The organism is Sanguibacter hominis ATCC BAA-789 (genome assembly GCF_012396185.1).
In the GTDB taxonomy this organism is placed as follows: Bacteria; Actinomycetota; Actinomycetes; order Actinomycetales; family Cellulomonadaceae; genus Flavimobilis; species Flavimobilis hominis.
The window spans coordinates 1,313,968-1,331,101 of sequence record NZ_JAAXOW010000001.1 but is presented as its reverse complement, the minus strand read 5'-3'; the positions used below and the strand labels follow the sequence as shown (position 1 = coordinate 1,331,101).

General features: G+C 72.3%; 17 protein-coding genes. 10 read left to right on the top strand and 7 right to left on the bottom strand.

Annotated features, from left to right (window positions below):
- The first annotated feature begins 19 nt into the window (after positions 1-19).
- Together manD and HF995_RS06080 are read left to right on the top strand one after the other, a co-directional pair.
- Positions 20-1,255: a D-mannonate dehydratase ManD gene (gene manD, locus HF995_RS06085; RefSeq protein ID WP_168446834.1), complete on the top strand. Its 1,236-nt coding sequence runs from the start codon at positions 20-22 to the stop codon at positions 1,253-1,255.
- 89 nt (positions 1,256-1,344) lie between these two features.
- A complete protein-coding gene (locus HF995_RS06080; RefSeq protein ID WP_168446833.1) occupies positions 1,345-2,175 on the top strand; it encodes a pentapeptide repeat-containing protein in 831 nt (276 codons plus the stop codon).
- A gap of 24 nt (positions 2,176-2,199) precedes the next feature.
- On the opposite strand, the gene HF995_RS06075 is transcribed toward HF995_RS06080, so the two are convergent.
- A complete protein-coding gene (locus HF995_RS06075; protein ID WP_168446832.1) occupies positions 2,200-2,970 on the bottom strand; it encodes a hypothetical protein in 771 nt (256 codons plus the stop codon).
- A 163-nt stretch (positions 2,971-3,133) separates the two neighbouring features.
- Here HF995_RS06075 and HF995_RS06070 point away from each other — a divergent pair, with 163 nt between their 5' ends.
- The 4 genes from HF995_RS06070 to HF995_RS06055 all read left to right on the top strand — a co-directional run bounded on the left by HF995_RS06070 (position 3,134) and on the right by HF995_RS06055 (position 6,994).
- Complete coding sequence (locus HF995_RS06070; RefSeq protein WP_168446831.1) at positions 3,134-3,442, top strand: hypothetical protein; 309 nt, start codon at positions 3,134-3,136, stop codon at positions 3,440-3,442.
- A gap of 61 nt (positions 3,443-3,503) precedes the next feature.
- Positions 3,504-4,754 (top strand): MFS transporter, encoded by a 1,251-nt coding sequence (locus tag HF995_RS06065; RefSeq protein ID WP_350308756.1) that lies wholly within the window; start codon positions 3,504-3,506, stop codon positions 4,752-4,754.
- Positions 4,755-4,790: 36 nt separating this feature from the next.
- On the top strand, positions 4,791-5,762 hold the full coding sequence (locus tag HF995_RS06060) for a glycerate kinase family protein (RefSeq protein WP_168446830.1): 972 nt from the start codon (positions 4,791-4,793) through the stop codon (positions 5,760-5,762).
- 86 nt (positions 5,763-5,848) lie between these two features.
- Positions 5,849-6,994, top strand: a complete 1,146-nt coding sequence (locus HF995_RS06055) for a cytochrome P450 (protein ID WP_168446829.1) — start codon at positions 5,849-5,851, stop codon at positions 6,992-6,994.
- Here HF995_RS06055 and gtfA read toward each other — a convergent pair.
- A complete protein-coding gene (gtfA, locus tag HF995_RS06050; protein ID WP_168446828.1) occupies positions 6,991-8,472 on the bottom strand; it encodes a sucrose phosphorylase in 1,482 nt (493 codons plus the stop codon). The genes HF995_RS06055 and gtfA overlap by 4 nt on opposite strands.
- A 93-nt stretch (positions 8,473-8,565) precedes the next feature.
- On the opposite strand from gtfA, the gene HF995_RS06045 reads away from it, so the two are divergent.
- Positions 8,566-9,597: a LacI family DNA-binding transcriptional regulator gene (locus tag HF995_RS06045; protein WP_168446827.1), complete on the top strand. Its 1,032-nt coding sequence runs from the start codon at positions 8,566-8,568 to the stop codon at positions 9,595-9,597.
- Positions 9,598-9,704: 107 nt separating this feature from the next.
- On the opposite strand, the gene HF995_RS06040 is transcribed toward HF995_RS06045, so the two are convergent.
- From HF995_RS06040 to HF995_RS06030, 3 genes are all read right to left on the bottom strand, one after another.
- On the bottom strand, positions 9,705-10,421 hold the full coding sequence (locus HF995_RS06040) for a hypothetical protein (RefSeq protein ID WP_168446826.1): 717 nt from the start codon (positions 10,419-10,421) through the stop codon (positions 9,705-9,707).
- A gap of 154 nt (positions 10,422-10,575) precedes the next feature.
- Entirely contained in the window at positions 10,576-11,319 is a 744-nt protein-coding gene (locus HF995_RS06035) for a hypothetical protein (RefSeq protein ID WP_168446825.1), read from the bottom strand.
- Positions 11,320-11,379: 60 nt separating this feature from the next.
- Positions 11,380-11,901 (bottom strand): ASCH domain-containing protein, encoded by a 522-nt coding sequence (locus HF995_RS06030; protein WP_350308755.1) that lies wholly within the window; start codon positions 11,899-11,901, stop codon positions 11,380-11,382.
- 62 nt (positions 11,902-11,963) lie between these two features.
- Between HF995_RS06030 and HF995_RS06025 the strand changes: the two genes are divergently transcribed.
- From HF995_RS06025 to HF995_RS06015, 3 genes are all read left to right on the top strand, one after another.
- Complete coding sequence (locus HF995_RS06025) at positions 11,964-12,857, top strand: EamA family transporter (protein WP_168446824.1); 894 nt, start codon at positions 11,964-11,966, stop codon at positions 12,855-12,857.
- A 160-nt stretch (positions 12,858-13,017) separates the two neighbouring features.
- Complete coding sequence (locus HF995_RS06020; RefSeq protein ID WP_350308754.1) at positions 13,018-15,297, top strand: exo-beta-d-1,3/1,6-glucosidase; 2,280 nt, start codon at positions 13,018-13,020, stop codon at positions 15,295-15,297.
- Positions 15,298-15,651: 354 nt separating this feature from the next.
- Positions 15,652-16,338, top strand: coding sequence for a DNA alkylation repair protein (locus tag HF995_RS06015; RefSeq protein WP_168446823.1), 687 nt, complete (start codon positions 15,652-15,654; stop codon positions 16,336-16,338).
- Here the strand turns inward: HF995_RS06015 and HF995_RS06010 are convergent.
- The gene (locus HF995_RS06010) at positions 16,335-16,766 is read right to left on the bottom strand and encodes a hypothetical protein (RefSeq protein ID WP_168446822.1); all 432 of its coding nucleotides are present in this window, start codon (positions 16,764-16,766) and stop codon (positions 16,335-16,337) included. The genes HF995_RS06015 and HF995_RS06010 overlap by 4 nt on opposite strands.
- The gene (locus tag HF995_RS06005) at positions 16,767-17,129 is read right to left on the bottom strand and encodes a winged helix-turn-helix transcriptional regulator (RefSeq protein WP_168446821.1); all 363 of its coding nucleotides are present in this window, start codon (positions 17,127-17,129) and stop codon (positions 16,767-16,769) included. It abuts the gene before it with no gap.
- Positions 17,130-17,134: the final 5 nt, after the last annotated feature.

The following is a 17,134-nucleotide window of genomic DNA, read 5'->3' as shown; positions in this document are numbered from 1 at the left end:
GCCCCCAAGGAGCAGGATCATGAAGATCACCGCCGCTGACGTCATCGTCACGAGCCCCAACCGCAACTTCGTCACCCTCAAGATCACGACCGACGACGGCGTCACCGGCCTCGGCGACGCGACCCTCAACGGGCGCGAGCTCGCGGTCGTCGCCTACCTCAAGGAGCACGTCGCGCCGCTCCTGATCGGCCGCGACCCGCACCGCATCGAGGACACGTGGCAGTTCCTCTACCGCTCCGCCTACTGGCGTCGCGGGCCCGTGACCATGGCCGCGATCGGGGCGGTCGACATGGCGCTGTGGGACATCAAGGGCAAGGTCGCCGGGCTGCCCGTGTACCAGCTGCTCGGCGGCGCGAGCCGCACCGGGCTCATGGCGTACGGGCACGCGTCCGGCAAGGAGCTGCCCGAGCTGTTCGACTCCATCCGGTCGCACCAGGAGCAGGGCTACCGCTCGATCCGCGTGCAGACCGGCGTGCCGGGCCTCAAGGCGATCTACGGCATCGCGTCGCAGGCCGCGCTCGACGGCAACGACGAGCGCTACGACCACGAGCCGGCGCGCCGCGGGGCGCACCCGGCCGAGGAGGACTGGGACACGCGCGCCTACCTGCGCCACCTGCCCGGCGTCTTCGAGGCGGTGCGCAACGAGTTCGGGCCGGACCTTCCGCTGCTGCACGACGGCCACCACCGCATGACGCCGATCCAGGCTGCGAAGCTCGGCAAGTCGCTCGAGCCGTACGACCTGTTCTGGCTCGAGGACTGCACACCAGCGGAGAACCAGGAGGCGCTGCGCCTCGTGCGGCAGCACACGACCACACCGCTCGCGATCGGCGAGATCTTCAACACCGTGTGGGACTTCCAGGGGCTCATCAAGGAGCAGCTCATCGACTACGTGCGTGCCGCCTCCACGCACTTCGGCGGGATCAGCCCGCTCAAGAAGGTCATGGACTTCGCGGCGCAGTACCAGGTCAAGTCCGGCTTCCACGGACCGACCGACATCTCCCCGGTCGGCCTCGCCGCGCAGATGCACGTCGGGCTCGCGATCCACAACTTCGGCATCCAGGAGTACATGCAGCACGGCGAGCGGACTAACGAGGTGTTCCAGCAGTCCTTCACCTTCACGGACGGCTACCTGCACCCGGGCGACCAGCCGGGTCTCGGCGTCGAGCTCGACGTCGACGAGGCGGGCAAGTACCCGTACGAGGTCGCATACCTCCCGTACAACCGCCTCGCGGACGGCACCGTCCACGACTGGTGACCTCGCGGTCCGCCGGCCCGGCACGCTGGACGTGCCGGGCCGGCGATTTCTCGTGGTCAGCGCCTCGTCCCCGCTCCTAGCCTGGTCGGGTGACCCCTCCCGACCGCGAACGGCTCGACGCGCGCACAGACCTGCGTGCCGACTGCTCCGCCTGCCTGGCGCTCTGCTGCGTCGCGCTCGACCTGTCCCGCTCGTCGGACTTCCCTGTCGACAAGCCAGCCGGCACCCCCTGCGGCCACCTCGACGCCACCGTGTGCGGCATCCATGACCGGCTGCGTCCCTCGGGCTACGCCGGTTGCGTCGCCTACGACTGCTACGGCGCCGGGCAACGCATCACCGCCCTGCATCCTGGCCGCAGCTGGCGCACCGACCCTGCCGCCGCGGGCGCGATGTTCGCGCTGCTCCCCCGCCTCAGGCACGTCCACGAGCTGCTCCGGCTCCTCCTCGAGGCTGCCGAGCTGGGGTTCCCGAGCGCCGCGCTCGACCGCGCGATCGAGCGGTCCGAGCGGCTCGCCCGCGCGCTGCCTGCCGAGATCCTCGCGGCCGACGCCGGAGCGCACCACGACTCGGTCGTCGCCGTCCTGCGGGACGTCAGCGACGAGGTGCGCGCGGCCCACGCGGGCGACCGCGCGCCGTCGGACCTCGCGGGTGCCGACCTCGTCGGTGCCGACCTGCGCCGGGCCGACCTCTTCGCGGGAAACCTCCGCGGCGCCGTGGCGGTGGGGGCGGACCTGCGCGGCGCCGACCTGCGCTGGGCGGACCTCACGGGGGCCGACCTGCGCGGTGCGCGCCTCCACGGCACGGACCTCAGCCAGACGCTGTTCTGCAGCCAGGCTCAGCTCGAGGCCGCGACCGGCGACGCGCTGACGAAGGTCCCCGTGCGGCTCCGCCGGCCCGCCCACTGGACGGCGGCACGCTGAGCACGTCGCGCGGCGGGGGCGTGGTCAGCGCGGGTCGGGGATCTCGACGGGCTCGCCCCAGCGGGAGAACGTCTGCGTCGTCGTGGCGGACATGCCCGCCATCGATGCTGTCGCGACGGACTCGACGCCGAGGAAGTCCTCGTCGACCGTGAACCAGACGTCGCTCATCGACGACCCGGCGAACGTGAACGTGTCCGTGCAGTCGTAGCGGGTCTGCGCGCCGTCACTGCCCTTCGTCGACCATGTGTCGCACGTGCCGAGGTAGGTCTTGATCATGAGCGGGTCGCTGAAGACGCGGGCGAGGCCGATCGCGGCGTCGACGAGCTGGTCGCCGCTGCCCTCCTGGACCCAGGTGCCGGCCTGGAGGAACCAGCCGGTCTTCTCCTCGAGGATCAGTCCGAGCCCGCCATCGACGCCGCCGGTGACGTAGGCGCTGTACTTCGGGTCGAACCGGAACACGACGGTGCTCGTGCTCGTCCCGTCCTCGACGACCATCTGCCCGGTGCCGGCGGCGGTCATGGCGTCGACGACGCACGTGCCGAGGGCCGTGCCGGGGACGTCCGCGCCTGCGGCGGTCGAGACGTCGGCGCACGAGTCGGGCGTCCGCGCGGGGGCGGGAGCGGTCTCGGTCGGTGCAGGCTCGGCCGGCTCGGAGGTCTTCGCGGGTGCCGCGCCGCTGCTCGACGACGTCGCGGGGGCGGGTGCGGGTGCGGCGGGGTCGTCGGACGAGCAGGCTGCCAGGCTCGTCGCGAGTGCGGCCGTGAGGGTGAGGGAGGTGATGGTCTTGGCATTCACGTCTCAGAACGTAACAAATAGTGGGGTCGGTGCAGATGAGACGTATCGATGCAGATCAGCGCCGCCCGTCTAGGACCTCGGTCCTGACTCTGCCGAGAGTGATACATGACACTTTCGCCGTATCGGCTTGACGGTTTCTTTACTCGCCTTCATGCTGTTGCCCATGACGATCACGACAAGCCTCGACGGACGTACCCACGCCCGGGCCTCCTATGTTCGTCGGCCCGCACCCGCCACGACCCCGTTCGTGAGCCTCCGCCTCGCCGACGGCGGGGCGCCCCACGGCGCGCTCTCCGGCGCCGTCCGCCACGCGATCGAGGAGCACGGCAGCCTCACGCCCAGCCAGCGCCTCGCTCTCACCACCCCCTCCGACCTCCCGCGCCTGTACACCCCGGCCGAGGCCGCACTGCTGATCGACGCGCTGGCCACCGCCGGCGCGACCGTCACCGTCGTCGCGCCGCACACCTTCTGAGCCGCGCCACCACCTGAAGCACCCCGCGCGCCGCACCGGCTCGCGGTGACACACTGCGCTCGTGGCCATCGCACCTGACCAGCCCGAAACCGCGCACGCCCAACGCCGCACCCTGAACGTCCTCGTCGGCGCCCAGCTCCTCTCCGGCGCCGGGCTCGCCGCGGGCATCACGGTGGGGGCGCTGCTCGCCCAAGACCTGCTCGGCTCGACCGCGCTGTCCGGCCTGCCCACCGCCCTCTTCGCGGCGGGCGGGGCGCTCGCCGCCGCCGCCGTCGGGCGGGTGTCCCAGCTGCGCGGGCGCCGCCCCGGCCTCGCGCTCGGCTACCTCGCCGGCGCACTCGGCGCCGTCGGCGTCATCGTCGCCGCCGTGCTCGGGTCCGCCGTGCTGCTCCTCGCCTCCCTGTTCGTGTACGGCGCGGGCAACGCGACCAACCTCCAGGCGCGCTACGCGGGCGCCGACCTCGCAGCTCCCGCCAACCGCGGCCGAGCCGTCTCGACGGTCCTCGTCGCGACGACTCTCGGCGCGGTCGCCGGCCCCAACCTCGTCGGGGTGATGGGCGACGTCGCAGACGCCCTCTCCATCCCGCGTCTCGCCGGCCCCTTCCTGCTCGCTGCGGTCGCGTACGGCGCCGCAGCCGCGATCCTCGCCGTCGCGCTGCGACCCGACCCGCTGCTGCTCGCCCGCGAGCACGCCGCGACGGCACCCGTACCGCCCAAGCCCGGCAACGACGGCGGCGGTCATCGCTCGCCGGGGTCCGCGCCGGGCGTACGCCTCGGCGCGACCACCATGGTCGTCACGCAGATCGTGATGGCAGCGATCATGACGATGACGCCGATCCACATGAAGGCGCACGGTCACGGGCTCGGCGCGACCGGGCTGGTCATCGCGATCCACATCGGCGCGATGTACCTCCCGTCACCGCTGTCCGGCTGGCTCGTCGACCGGCTCGGGTCGCGCGTCGTCGCGGGTCTGGCCGGGCTGACGCTGCTCGCGGCGAGCTTCGTCGCGTGGCTCGCCCCCGAGTCGTCGGTACCGTGGCTCGCGTTCGCCCTCGGGCTGCTCGGCCTCGGATGGAGCCTGGGCCTCGTCGCCGGGACGACGGCGGTCGCCGAGAACCTCCCGCTCGACCGTCGCGCACGCACGCAGGGGTCGGTCGACGTTCTCGTGTCGCTCGCCGGAGCCGGTGCGGGAGTGCTGTCCGGGGTCGTCGTGTCGACGTGGAGCTACGGCGCGCTGTGCGTGCTCGGCGGTGTCGTCGCGGTCCTGCTCGTCGCGGCGCTCGCCCTGGTCCGCGCCCGGCCGCAGCGCTAGCGGCGGGCCGTTCCCGAGACACGGCACGATGGGACAGTGCACATCCTGATCTGCCCCGACAAGTTCAAGGGGACCGCGACCGCTGCGGAGATCGCCGCCGCGATCGCTGCCGTCTGCGCGGAGCGCGGCCACACGACCGAGCTGCTGCCCCTCGCCGACGGCGGAGAGGGCACGCTCGACGTCCTCGGCGGCCCGAACCGGACGACGACGGTGACCGGTCCGCTCGGCGCGCCGGTCACGGCGGGCTGGCGGCTCGAGGACGGGACGGCCGTGATCGAGTCTGCGCGAGCGTCCGGCCTCGCCCTGCTCGCAGGGCAGCGGCTGCGGCCGCTCGACGCGACGAGCCAGGGAACGGGCCAGCTCGTGCGTGCCGCCCTGGACGACGGCGCGACGCGCGTCGTCGTCACGGTCGGCGGCTCTGCCATGACGGACGGCGGCGCCCCCGCGCTCGACGCCATCGGCGCGCTCCCGGCAGGCGTGGCGCTCGAGGTCGCGTGCGACGTCACCACGCGCTTCGAGGACGCAGCCCGCGAGTTCGGTCCGCAGAAGGGCGCGACGCCCGAGCAGGTCGACACGCTCACACGCCGTCTCGTCGCACTGCGGCGGCTCTACGAGCGGCGCTTCGGGGTGGACGTCGGCACGATCCCCGGATCGGGGGCGGCGGGTGGCCTCGCGGGCGGGCTCGCGGCGCTCGGCGCCCGTCTCGTGCCGGGCTTCGACCTCGTCGCGGACGTCGTCGGGCTCGATGCCGCGATCACCCGCGCCGACCTCGTGATCACCGGCGAGGGTCTGCTGGACGCGACGTCGTTCGCGGGGAAGGTCGTGGGCGGGGTCGCCGACCGGGCGCGCGCCGCGGGCGTGCCCGTCGCCGCCGTCGTCGGGGACGTCGCGCCGGGGATCCCTGCTCCGTTCCCGACCGCGAGCCTCGTGGAGACGTGCGGCCGCGACGCGGCGCTCGCCGACCCGCTCGGCTCGGCCGCCCGGGCCGTCACGTCGATCCTGGCCTGATCGCCAGGACCTACGCGAAGACCCGTCGACGTTTTTTCACGGCGCCATCCGAGGCAAAACCTCACCGACGCGCCGATACTGGATGCATGACCGACCACATCCCCGGCGAGGTCTCCCCGGCCGGACGCGACCTGCGCGCCTACACGGACGAGCTGCGCCCGCACCACCCGGTCGTCCAGAACGACCGCGGGGAATGGGTCCTGCTCCGGCACGACCTCGTGCGCCGCGCGGCGCTCGACCCGCAGACCTTCTCGAGCGCGACCTCACGCTTCCGGCAGGTCCCCAACGGTCTGGACGGGCCGGAGCACGCCCGCGTCCGCGAGGCGCTCGACCCGCTGCTGAGCCTCGACGCGCTGGCCCGGCACGTCCCCGTCTTCGAGAGCGTCGCCGCGGAGCTCGTCGCCAGCCTGCCGCGGGGGAGGCAGGTCGACGCGGTGAACGAGATCGGCGCCGTGTTCGCGGTACGCGCCCAGAGCGCGTGGCTCGGCTGGCCCGCCGACGTCGAGCAGCGGCTCCTGTCCTGGATGAGCGAGAACTACGACGCGACCCGTTCAGGCGCCCTCGAGCGCACCCGACAGGTCGCCGAGGACTTCGACGACATCATCCGGACGATCCTCGACGGCAGGCTCCCGGACCCGTCCCCCGAGGCTGACGTCACCGACCAGCTGCTCGCGGTCACGGTCGACGGAGCACCCCTCGCCGGGGCGGACGTCATCTCGGTGCTGCGCAACTGGACCGGCGGCGACCTCGGCTCGATCGCGCTGTGCGCGGGCGTGCTGCTCCACGAGCTCACGCAGGCTCCCGCGCTCCAGGCGCGCCTGCGCGAGGGCGTCTCGGACGCGGAGCTCGACGCGATCATCGACGAGCTGCTCCGGCGCGACTCGCCGTTCATCGGCAACCGCCGTGTCACGACGTGCCCCGTCGAGGTGGGCGGCGTCTCGATACCGGCCGGAGCGAAGGTCAAGCTGCACTGGACGTCGGCCAACCGCGACGAGCAGGTCTTCGGCGACCCCGACGAGCTCGCCCCGGAGGCCCACGCACCGCACAACCTCGTCTACGGCATCGGCGCGCACGTGTGCCCGGGCCGGGCTCTGGCGACGATCGAGCTGCGCACGCTCGTGCGCGCGATCGTCGCCGCGACGCAGTCCCTCACCGCCGACCCGACGACCCCGCCCGTCCGCGAGGTCGCGCCCGTCGGCGGCTGGGCGCGCGTCCCGGTGATCCTCGGCTAGATCCGGGACGTCCAGGTCCGCGGCGCGGGCCCCGTGACCTCGACGTCCGCCTCGCCCGTGGCGAGGTCGACGCGCAGGGTCGCGACGGCGTCGGGCACCTCGACGCCGCGGCGCACCATCGTCAGGACGCTGCCGTCGAGGCTCGCCTCGACGTCGCCGTCGAACGCGGGGACCTCGTTGCGCAGGCGGAACAGGTCGAGCTGCGCGCGCACGACGGGACGCTCGAGGGCCGCGTCGATCTCCGCGGGCGTGAAGTGGTGCCGGTTGATGTCCCGTCCGACGCCCGTGCGCTCGAGCAGCTCGACGTCGTTGCCGCCCGCGAGCGCGCCGACGTAGTAGACCTGCGGTACGCCCGGCGTGAACACCTGGATGGCGCGGGCCGCGAGGTACCGGCGGTCGTCGCCACCGAGGGCGTCGTAGAACGTCGAGTTGACCTGGTACAGGTCGAGGTTCGACGCCGCGGCGCCGGTCGCGAGGCGGCTCGTGCCGCGCGTGTGCTCGTGGATGCCCTCGACGAGCTGGTCGATCTGGGTGGCGTCGAGCAGCCCGGGCCGCGGGGCCTCGCCCGGGCGCACGGTCTGGTCGGGGCCGACGTCGATCACGCCGATGCCGTCGTGCGTGTCGAGGACGGTCACGGCGTTGCGGGGCCGGATGCGCATCCACTCGGCGAGGACGGAGCCGTCGCCCGTGTACAGGGCGTGCAGCACGAGGGGCGGCAGGGCGAAGTCGTAGACGAGGTCGACGGACCGGCCGATCTCGATCTGCCGCTGGTAGTACGAGTGCACCTCGACGAGGACCTCGACGCCCTTGGCGCGGGCCTCGGCAGTGAACTCCTCGATGAACGTGAACGTCTCGGGGGTCATGAAGCTCGTGGTGCCGGGCGTCTTGACGGCGTAGCCGACGGCGTCGAGCCGCACGAGGCTCACGCCGGCGGCGGCGACGACGTCGAGGATGCTCGTGAGGTAGGCGCGGCCCTGCTCGGAGCGGATGTCGATGTCGACCTGCTGGGGGGTGAACGTCGTCCACACGAAGCGCAGCTCGTCGCCGAGACGCATCGCGGTGAAGGGCAGGCCGGGGCGGGGGCGGTAGATGCGCGCGAGCTCGGCCTCGGTCGCGCCGTCGGGGAAGACGGACGACATGGTGAGGAACATGGGGAAGTGCGGGGACGCCGTGCCGTGGCGCAGCACGTCCTGGAACGCAGCGGAGTCGGCGGAGACGTGGTTGACAATGAGGTCGACGACGGTGTCGTGCGTCTGGGAGAGGTCGCGGACGTCGTCCCACGAGCCGAGGCGGGGGTCGACGGCGGTGTGGTCCACGGGGTCGAAGCCCGCGTCGGCGCCGTCGAACGGCGTGAAGAAGGGCAGGAGGTGCACGCCGCCGAACGCTCCTGCGAAGCGTTCGCGCAGGATGCGCGCGGTGCCGGCGAGGTCGCCGCCGAGGCGGTCGGCGTAGGTGATGAGCTGGACCTGGTTCTTCATGTTCCCAGCATGGATCGGAAGCGCTTCCGACGTCAAGGGGCGATCCGCCGGAAGCGCTTTCTTTTGTGCCCGCTCCAGGCATACGATCGGCACATGTCCTCTGGAAGCACGCCGAGCCTCAACGACGTCGCCCAGGCCGCCGGAGTCTCCCTCGCGACCGCGTCGCGCGCGCTCAACGGCGCCTACGGCGTCGCCGCGTCGACCCGCGCCCGCGTCCTCGAGGCCGCGAGCGAGCTCGACTACGTCGCCTCCCCCGAGGCGCAGCGCCTCGCAGGCGGCGCCGCCCGCCGTGTCGCCCTCGTCGTCCCGCACATCAACCGGTGGTTCTTCGGCGAGATGGTCTCCGGGATCGAGCGCGTCCTCTCGCGCGCCAACATGGACCTCCTGCTGTACCACGTCGACGGCCCCGAGGACCGCGCAACGTTCCTCACCCGGCTGCCTGCGCGCCGCAAGGTCGACGCCGTCATCGCGGTCGCCTTCCCCGTCGACGCCGCAGAGCAGAAGCGCCTCGAGCTGCTCGGCGTCCAGGTGGTCGCCGCAGGCGGCCAGACGGCCGACTACCCGAACGTCCACATCGACGACTCCGCCGCGGGACGGCAAGCCGTCCAGCACCTGCTGGACCTCGGCCACCGGCGCATCGCCATGATCGCCGGCACCGACCCGCACCACCCCGACTGGCCCGACGCATCCGGCCGGTCACGCGCCTGGCACGAGGCGCTGCGCGACGCCGGCGTCGCCGCCGACGGCAACCTCGTCCGGAACATCACCTGGGTCGGCACGGAAGCAGCCGCAGCGATCGACTCGATCCTCGACGGCTGCGCCGAGCGGGGCGACCCCATGCCCACCGCGGTCTTCGCGCACAGCGACGAGCTCGCCTACGGCGCGACCCAGGCGATCGTCCGGCGCGGCCTGCGCATCCCGGAGGACATCTCGATCGTCGGCATCGATGACCACCCCGTGTCGTCGTTCGTCGACCTCACGACCGTCAACCAGCAGGTCGCGCTCCAGGGCGAGCTTGCCGCGCAACTTCTCCTCGACACCCTCGCGGGCCGGCCCACAGAGCACGAGACCGTCGTCGAGACGTCGCTCGTCGTGCGCGGCTCGACGGCACCGCCCGCGCGCTGAGCGCGGACCGGCGGTCCGGTCGCTGACCGGGGCCCGGGACACGACGAACGCCGAGGGTCGGCGCCAGACGACGAGGGCCGGGCGCCTCAGCGCCCGGCCCTGTCACATCACTTGGCGGAGATCTTCACCGTCTGCACGGACTTCTTGGTCTTGATCTTCGACCAGACCTTCGTCTTGGCCTTGACAGTGACCTTGAGCGAGTCGACCGGGATGACGTACGACTCCTGCGACGTGGTGCGCATGAGGTCCTCGAAGGCGATGCCGTTGCCGCGAAGGTCGGCGCCGTACCAGGCACCGTCGTTCTCGTCGTAGCCGAAGAGGACGTTCGAGAACTTGACGGTGCCCTTGGTCTTCGGGTCGGTGCACGCGACGTCGGCCATGTGCGTGAGCATCTCGACCGGCTTGATCTTCTCGACGTCGGACGCCTTGCACATCATCGGCGCCGCGCCGTCGGTGAGCGGGACCGTGACCTTCTTCGTCGTGGTCTTCGTGGTCCACGTCTTGTACGTGACGGTCGTCTTGACCTTGTAGACGCCCGTACCGAGCTTCGCGGACTTCTTGTTCTTCGCGACTGCCTTGCCCGCCTTGGTGACGGTGACGGTCGTCGAGAGGATCTTGACGTTGCCCTTGGCCCTGACGACCGGCTTGACCGTCGCCTTCTTGCCCTTGACGACCGACTTCTTCGCGATCTTGCCGATCGTGACGGTGGGCTTGACGTCGGCTGCGCCGGCAGGCGCGGCAGCGACGGCGGCGCCCGCCAGGATGAGCGCGGAGGTCGCGACGGTGGCGACGATCCTGCGCGCGCCGGAGGTGATGACTGACATGGTGCTTCTCCTTGGTGGTGGTGCCCGGATCCGGCGCGGCTCGGGCCCCTCAGATCCCCCCGGACGCACCGCTGCTCACCTATCGGCACCTCGGGCGTCGAGCATGAGCCTGGAGACGCGCGAGCCTGTGCGAGCAAGCCGGGGTCCCTGCAGGTCACCGGGGCCGGACGGTCACCCACTGCACCTTCTGCTTGGTCTTCTCGTACGACCAGTCCTTGACGGTGCGCGTCGTCCTGGTGGAGACGAAGGCCTTGAGCTCGTCCCTCGGGGCGACGATCGTGTCCTGCGCGCCCTTGGCCCACAGGTTCGCCAGCGCGAACCCGTCGCCCCGCAGGCCGTGACCGATCCAGATCCCCTGGTCCTTCGAGAACCACAGGTCGACGGGCCCATACGTGACCGTGCCGCGGGTCACCGGATCAACACACTCCAACGAAGCGCGATGCGTCGGGTCGCGGTGCGTGTACTCGAAGCTCACGATCCCGCCGACCGTGCACCGCAACGTCGCGGCGCCCTGCGTCAACGGGACTGTCACGGTCTTCAGCCTGACATCCGTGACCTTCCGCGGCCGCCATGTCTTGTACGTGATGAGGGTCGTGATCTTGTACTTACCGGCGGGGAGCTTGACCGACCTCTTGTAGCGGTGGAGGAAGTGGCGGTTCTTCACGACGTGCAGCTGCGCGCGGACGACCTTGACGTTGCCCTTGGTCTTGTAGACCGGCTTGATCGTCGCGGTCTTGCCGCGAGTGACGCTCTTGTTCTTGATCGTTCCGATCGTGATGGTGGGCTTCGGGTCGGCAGCGTGGGCGGGCGCGGCGGCCGTGGCCGCGCCTACCAGGAGGAGCGCTGCGGTCGCGACGACGGCCACAGCCCTACGAGCGCCCGAGATCGTGCATGCCACCGCGTGCCCCCTGGTCGTGCTCGACATGGACGGCCTGGTCAGCGGCCGCGCAGGAGCACTTTAGCGGTCGGCGGCAGTAGCAGGCCAGACCACCTCGAAGCGCTCGAGGACGACGGGCGTCGCGTCCGTGAACACCTCGCCACGAGACGCGCAGATGCGTGTCCAGTAGCGGCGGTGGACGTCGCGCCACTCGTCGAGGGTGCCGTCACCCTCGTCCACGGCGAACGACTCGTCGGCGGTCCAGATCGTGCCGAGGCGGAGGCCCAGGGTTCGCAGGACGTAGCGGGGCTTGCCGTCGCCGTCGCACACGACCCAGTGCGCGCCGACGCGCGGCAGCGGCACACCGCGCTGGAGGAACGTGTCGACGAGGTCCGACGTCGCGCGCTTGTGGCGCGTCTCGATCCACCCGGCGATCTCGGTCGCATAGTCGGCCGTGTCGGCGAACCGGTCGACCTCCCACTCGGGGTGCTCGGCGACCACGTCGGGGTGGGCCGCGGCGTACTCCTCCCAGAGGGCGCGCGCGGCAGCCATGTCGAAGGGTGCGGCGGGCCTGGTGGCGGCGTCGCTCGTGTGGGCGCTCACATCCACATGATCTCTCGACTACCGGGTCCTGACATGTCCACCTCGGGTGAGACAGTGGTCACGTGCCGTCCGCCCGTCCGTCGTCCGTCCCCGCGCTGGGGCTCGTGCTCGGCTCGTGCGTGTCTCTCCAGCTCGGCGCCGCGGGCGCTGCCCACCTGTTCGACGACGTGTCCCCCGCCGGGGTGTCGTTCCTGCGGCTCGCGGTGGCCGCCGTCGTGCTGGGGGTGCTGTTCCGGCCGCGCGTACGCGGATGGACGGCGGCGCAGTGGCGCGCCGCGGTCGTGTTCGGGGTGACGCTCGCGGCGATGAACGGCATGTTCTACGAGGCGATCGCGCGGATCCCGCTCGGGGTCGCGGTGACGATCGAGTTCGTGGGACCGCTCGCGCTGTCGGCGGTGCTGACGCGGCGGGCGAGGGACCTGGTGTGGGTCGCCACGGCGGCTGCGGGGGTCGCGGCGCTGGGACTGTCGTCGGACGACGTCGGCGGCCGGCTCGACCCGTGGGGCGTCGCGTTCGCGCTCGGCGCGGGAGCGTTCTGGGCGGCGTACATCCTCGCGAGCTCGCGCGTGGCGCGGACTGTGCCGGGGCAGGGTGGTCTCGTGGTCGCGGCGGCGGTCGCGGCGGTCGCGCTCGCGCCGTTCGGCGCGGCGGACGCGGTCGTCGTGCGCGACGACGCGTCGCTGTTGCTGCTCGCGGTCGTCACGGGCCTGCTGGCGTCGGTCGTTCCGTACACGCTCGAGCTCGCGGCGCTGCGGCGCCTGTCGCCGCGCCCGTTCGGGATCATGCTGAGCCTCGAGCCGGCGGTCGCGATGCTGTTCGGGTGGCTGCTGCTGAGCCAGGCGGTCGATGCGCTGCACGTGGTGGCGGCCGGGGCGGTCATCGCGGCGAGCCTCGGGTCGGCGGTGACGGCGCCGGAGCCGCCTCGACCAGCCGGGCCGCCCGCGCCCGCCCCCTGAGCCCAGGGCCTGAGCCACCCCGCCGATCGCCCCGCTGGTCAGGGCCCGTGGCCTTGTCGGAACGATTCGACTATGCTCGCCTGTGCAAGTGTGGGAGCGCTGCCACACCCACCCCGGGCCACCGCCCGAGACGCCGACGCCGCCGTGAGAGGACCCTCCCGTGACCCTGCCCTACCTCGACCCGTCCCTCCCGGTCCCCGACCGCGTCGCGGACCTCCTCGGACGCATGACGCTCCCCGAGAAGGTCGGCCAGATGCTCCAGCTCGACGCGAGCTACGGCGTCCGCCACCTCATCGAGGAGAAGCACGTCGGCTCGATCCTGCACACCTCGCCCGAGCTGGTCCGCGAGGCCCACGCGCTCACCGAGACCACGCGCCTGCGCATCCCGCTCCTCATCGCCGAGGACTGCATCCACGGCCACTCGTTCTTCAAGGGCACGACGATCTTCCCCACCCAGCTCGGCATGGCCGCCTCCTGGGACCCCGAGCTCGTCGAGCGCGCCGCCCGCATCACCGCCGTCGAGGCCGCCGCGACGGGCATCCACTGGACCTTCTCCCCCGTCCTGTGCATCGCCCGCGACCTGCGCTGGGGCCGCGTCTCCGAGACGTTCGGCGAGGACCCGTTCCTCATCGGTGAGCTCGCGTCCGCGATGGTCCGCGGCTACCAGGGCGCCGGCCTCGACGACCCGACGGCGATCCTCGCGACCGCCAAGCACTTCGCCGCGTACTCCGAGACGCAGGGCGGCCGCGACGCGAGCGAGGCCGACGTCTCCCGCCGCAAGATGCGCTCCTGGTTCCTGCCGCCGTTCGAGCGCGTCGCGCGCGAGGGCTGCCGCACGTTCATGCTCGGCTACCAGTCGACCGACGGCGTGCCGATCACCCTCAACGACTGGCTGCTCAACGACGTGCTGCGCGGCGAGTGGGGCTACACGGGCACCCTCATCACGGACTGGGACAACGTGGGCCGCCTCATCTGGGAGCAGCACCTCATGCCCGACCACACGCACGCCGCCGCGGCGGCCGTGAAGGCCGGCAACGACATGATCATGACGACGCCCGGTTTCTTCGAGGGCGCGCAGGACGCCGTCGCCCGCGGCATGCTCGACGAGGCGCTCGTCGACGCCGCAGCCGCGCGCATCCTCACGCTCAAGTTCGAGCTCGGCCTCTTCGAGGACCCGCGCAAGCCCGACGACGCCCGCCAGCAGGCGGTCATCGGCACGGCCGAGCACACGGCCGCGAACCTCGACGTCGCGCGCCGCTCGATCACGCTGCTGACGAACGACGGCGTGCTGCCGTTCGCAGGCGGCTTCACCGCCGGGCCCGACGCCCGCGCGACCGGGGGCGACGCGACACCGCGCCGCATCGCCGTCGTCGGCCCCAACGCCGACGACCCGCACACGACGCTCGGCGACTGGGCCGGCGCGTCCGGCCAGGCGCCCTGGCTCATGGACGGGCACCCACGCGAGATGGTCACGACCGTCCTCGACGGGCTGCGCAACCACGTGCCCGCCGACTGGGAGGTCACCTACTCGCGCGGCGCGGACATCATCACACTCGCCGACGACCCGGACGGCGCGTTCTTCCCCGACGGGCAGCCGCGACCCAAGGTCGCCGCGCCGACCGGGCCGGACGAGGCGCTCATCGCCGAGGCCGTCGCGGCCGCGCAGGACGCGGACTACGTCGTCGCCGTCGTCGGTGACCGCATCGAGCTCGTCGGTGAGTGCAAGTCGACTGCGACGCTCGAGCTGCTCGGCGGGCAGGTCGCCATGCTCGAGGCGCTCGCCGCGACCGGCAAGCCGTTGGTCGTCGTGCTCCTCGCGTCGAAGCCGCACGTGCTGCCGCAGGTCGTGCTCGACGCCGCCGCGTTCGTCTGGGCGGCCAACCCCGGCATGCAGGGCGGGCGGGCGCTCGCCGAGATCCTGCTCGGCATCACCGAGCCGTCGGGTCGCCTGCCGATCTCGTTCGCGGTGCACGTCGGCCAGCAGCCGACGTACTACAACCAGCTGCGCGGCCAGCACGGCTCGCGGTACGCCGACCTCACGCAGCGCACGGCGTTCGCGTTCGGCGAGGGCCTGACGTACACGACCGTCGAGTACGCGGACCTCGCGCTCGCCGAGTCCGAGCTCAGCGCGGACGGCACGATCCGCGGCACCGTCCGCCTCACGAACACGGGCACGCGCCCGGCGCGCGAGGTCGTGCAGGTCTACATGAGCGACGTCGTCACGTCCGCGAGCTGGGCGGACCAGGAGCTCAAGACGTACCGCGTCGTCGAGCTTGCGCCCGGGGAGACGCGCGTCGTCGACGTCGAGCTGCCTGTCGCGGAGTGCACGATCGTCAACGCCGCGGGCGACCGCGTCGTCGAGCCGGGCGACTTCGAGCTGCGCGTCGGCCCGAGCTCTCGTACTGAGGACCTGCTCACGGCGGCGTTCACGGTCGCCTGACACCGGCTCCCGCCTCGGCGCGCGCTCCCGAGGGTGCGCCGAGGCGGGCATCCTGCGCGCGGGGTGGGGGGCGACGCCGTGAGGCCCCCCGAGGTAGCCCGTTTCCCGCGAGGTAGGGGGTACCGCGCGAGGTAGGGCCTGCGGGAGCCGCCCCTTCCCGCGAGGTAGGGCCTCCCCCGCGAGGTAGGGGGTACCGCGCGAGGTAGGCCCTTGGAAGGCCCTGTCTCACGTGCACGCCCCTACCTCGGCGCCGGGGTCGGCGTCCGCATCGGACGGCGTCGGCGTCGGCGTCGGCGTCGGCGTCGGCGTCGGGCAATGCTCGCGCCAGCGCGGGAGCGGGGCGAGGATCGACGCATGACGCCGCACGCCCCCCTCACCACGACCGTCGCCGAGGTCCAGGCTGAGCTCGCCGCGCTCGAGGACCCGAAGGTCCGTGCGGTCAACGAGCGCCACGGTGACGAGCACGGCGTGAATCTCACGAGGCTGCGTAGCATCGCGACACGGCTCAAGACGCAGCACGAGCTCGCGCGCGAGCTGTGGGCGACCGGTGACGCTGCGAGCCGGCTGGTTGCTCTCCTCGTGTGCCGCCCGCGGACGTTCTCCGCAACCGAGCTCGACGCGATGCTCCGCGAGGCCCGGGTTCCGAAGGTGCTCGACTGGTTGCTCAGCTATGTCGTCAAGAAGAGCCCGCACGCCGAGGAGCTGCGCGTCGCGTGGTTCGACGACGCGGACCCGGTGGTCGCGAGCGCGGGCTGGGCGCTCACGTCGGCGCGCGTCGCCAAGAAGCCCGAGGGTCTCGACCTGCCGGGGCTGCTCGACCTTGTCGAGGCGCACATGAAAGACGCCCCGGAACGGCTGCAGTGGGCGATGAACGAGTGTCTCGCGATGATCGGCATCCACCACCCCGACCTCCGCGAGCGTGCCGTCGCGATCGGGGAACGTCTCGAGGTGCTCAAGGACTACCCGACGCCGCCGGGTTGCACCTCACCGTTCGCGCCGATCTGGATCGACGAGATGGTCCGCCGTCAGGACGCCCGCTAGCCGACCTCACGCCTGGGTCGGCGCGGCCAGAACGCCACCACGACCACCGCGACACCGGCCGCGACCGCCAGCGGGAACGCGATCCCCCGTCCGTGCGACGGGCCGAGCGCGTCGTCGAGGATCAGTGCCGTCGGCACCCACGCCACACCTGACGTCGCCGCGATCAGCAGCGACTGGATCCAGGTTGCGCGCGTGGACGAGTGGCGGCGGGTGAGGATCGGCGTCCAGACGATCGCCGCAGCGAGGACGAGCCACGCGCCCACGGGGAACGCCAGCGCGCCAGCGATGCTTGCTGCGTCCGTGGTGCCCCACCATGGGGTATCGGTGAGGGTTGGATCGACGACGACGCCGACCAGGAGCATGACCGCGATCGCGGCAAACGGCATCGACCGCACGTTCCGGGTCGTCGACGCCAGCCGGTTGTCCACCTACGTCACCGCGTCGAACTGCTCGCGGGCGACGACGATCTGGTCCATGTGGTCGACCGCCCATGCGGTGAGCGCGCTGAGCGGGCCGAGGAGGGAGCGCCCGGCGTCGGTCAGCTCGTAGTCGACACGCGGCGGGACGACGGCGTGGACCGTGCGTCGCACGAGGCCGTCGCGCTCGAGGGAGCGGAGCGTCTGGGTGAGCATCTTCTGCGAGATGCCGTCGACGTCGCGCGCGAGCTCGCCGAACCGGCGCGGCCCGTCCGCGAGCGCGCCGACGAGGAGGACGGTCCAGCGGTCGCCGATGCGGTCGAGGACGACGCGCGACGGGCAGTCCCGCGCGTAGGGGTCCCAGGGCTGGGTCATGGTCG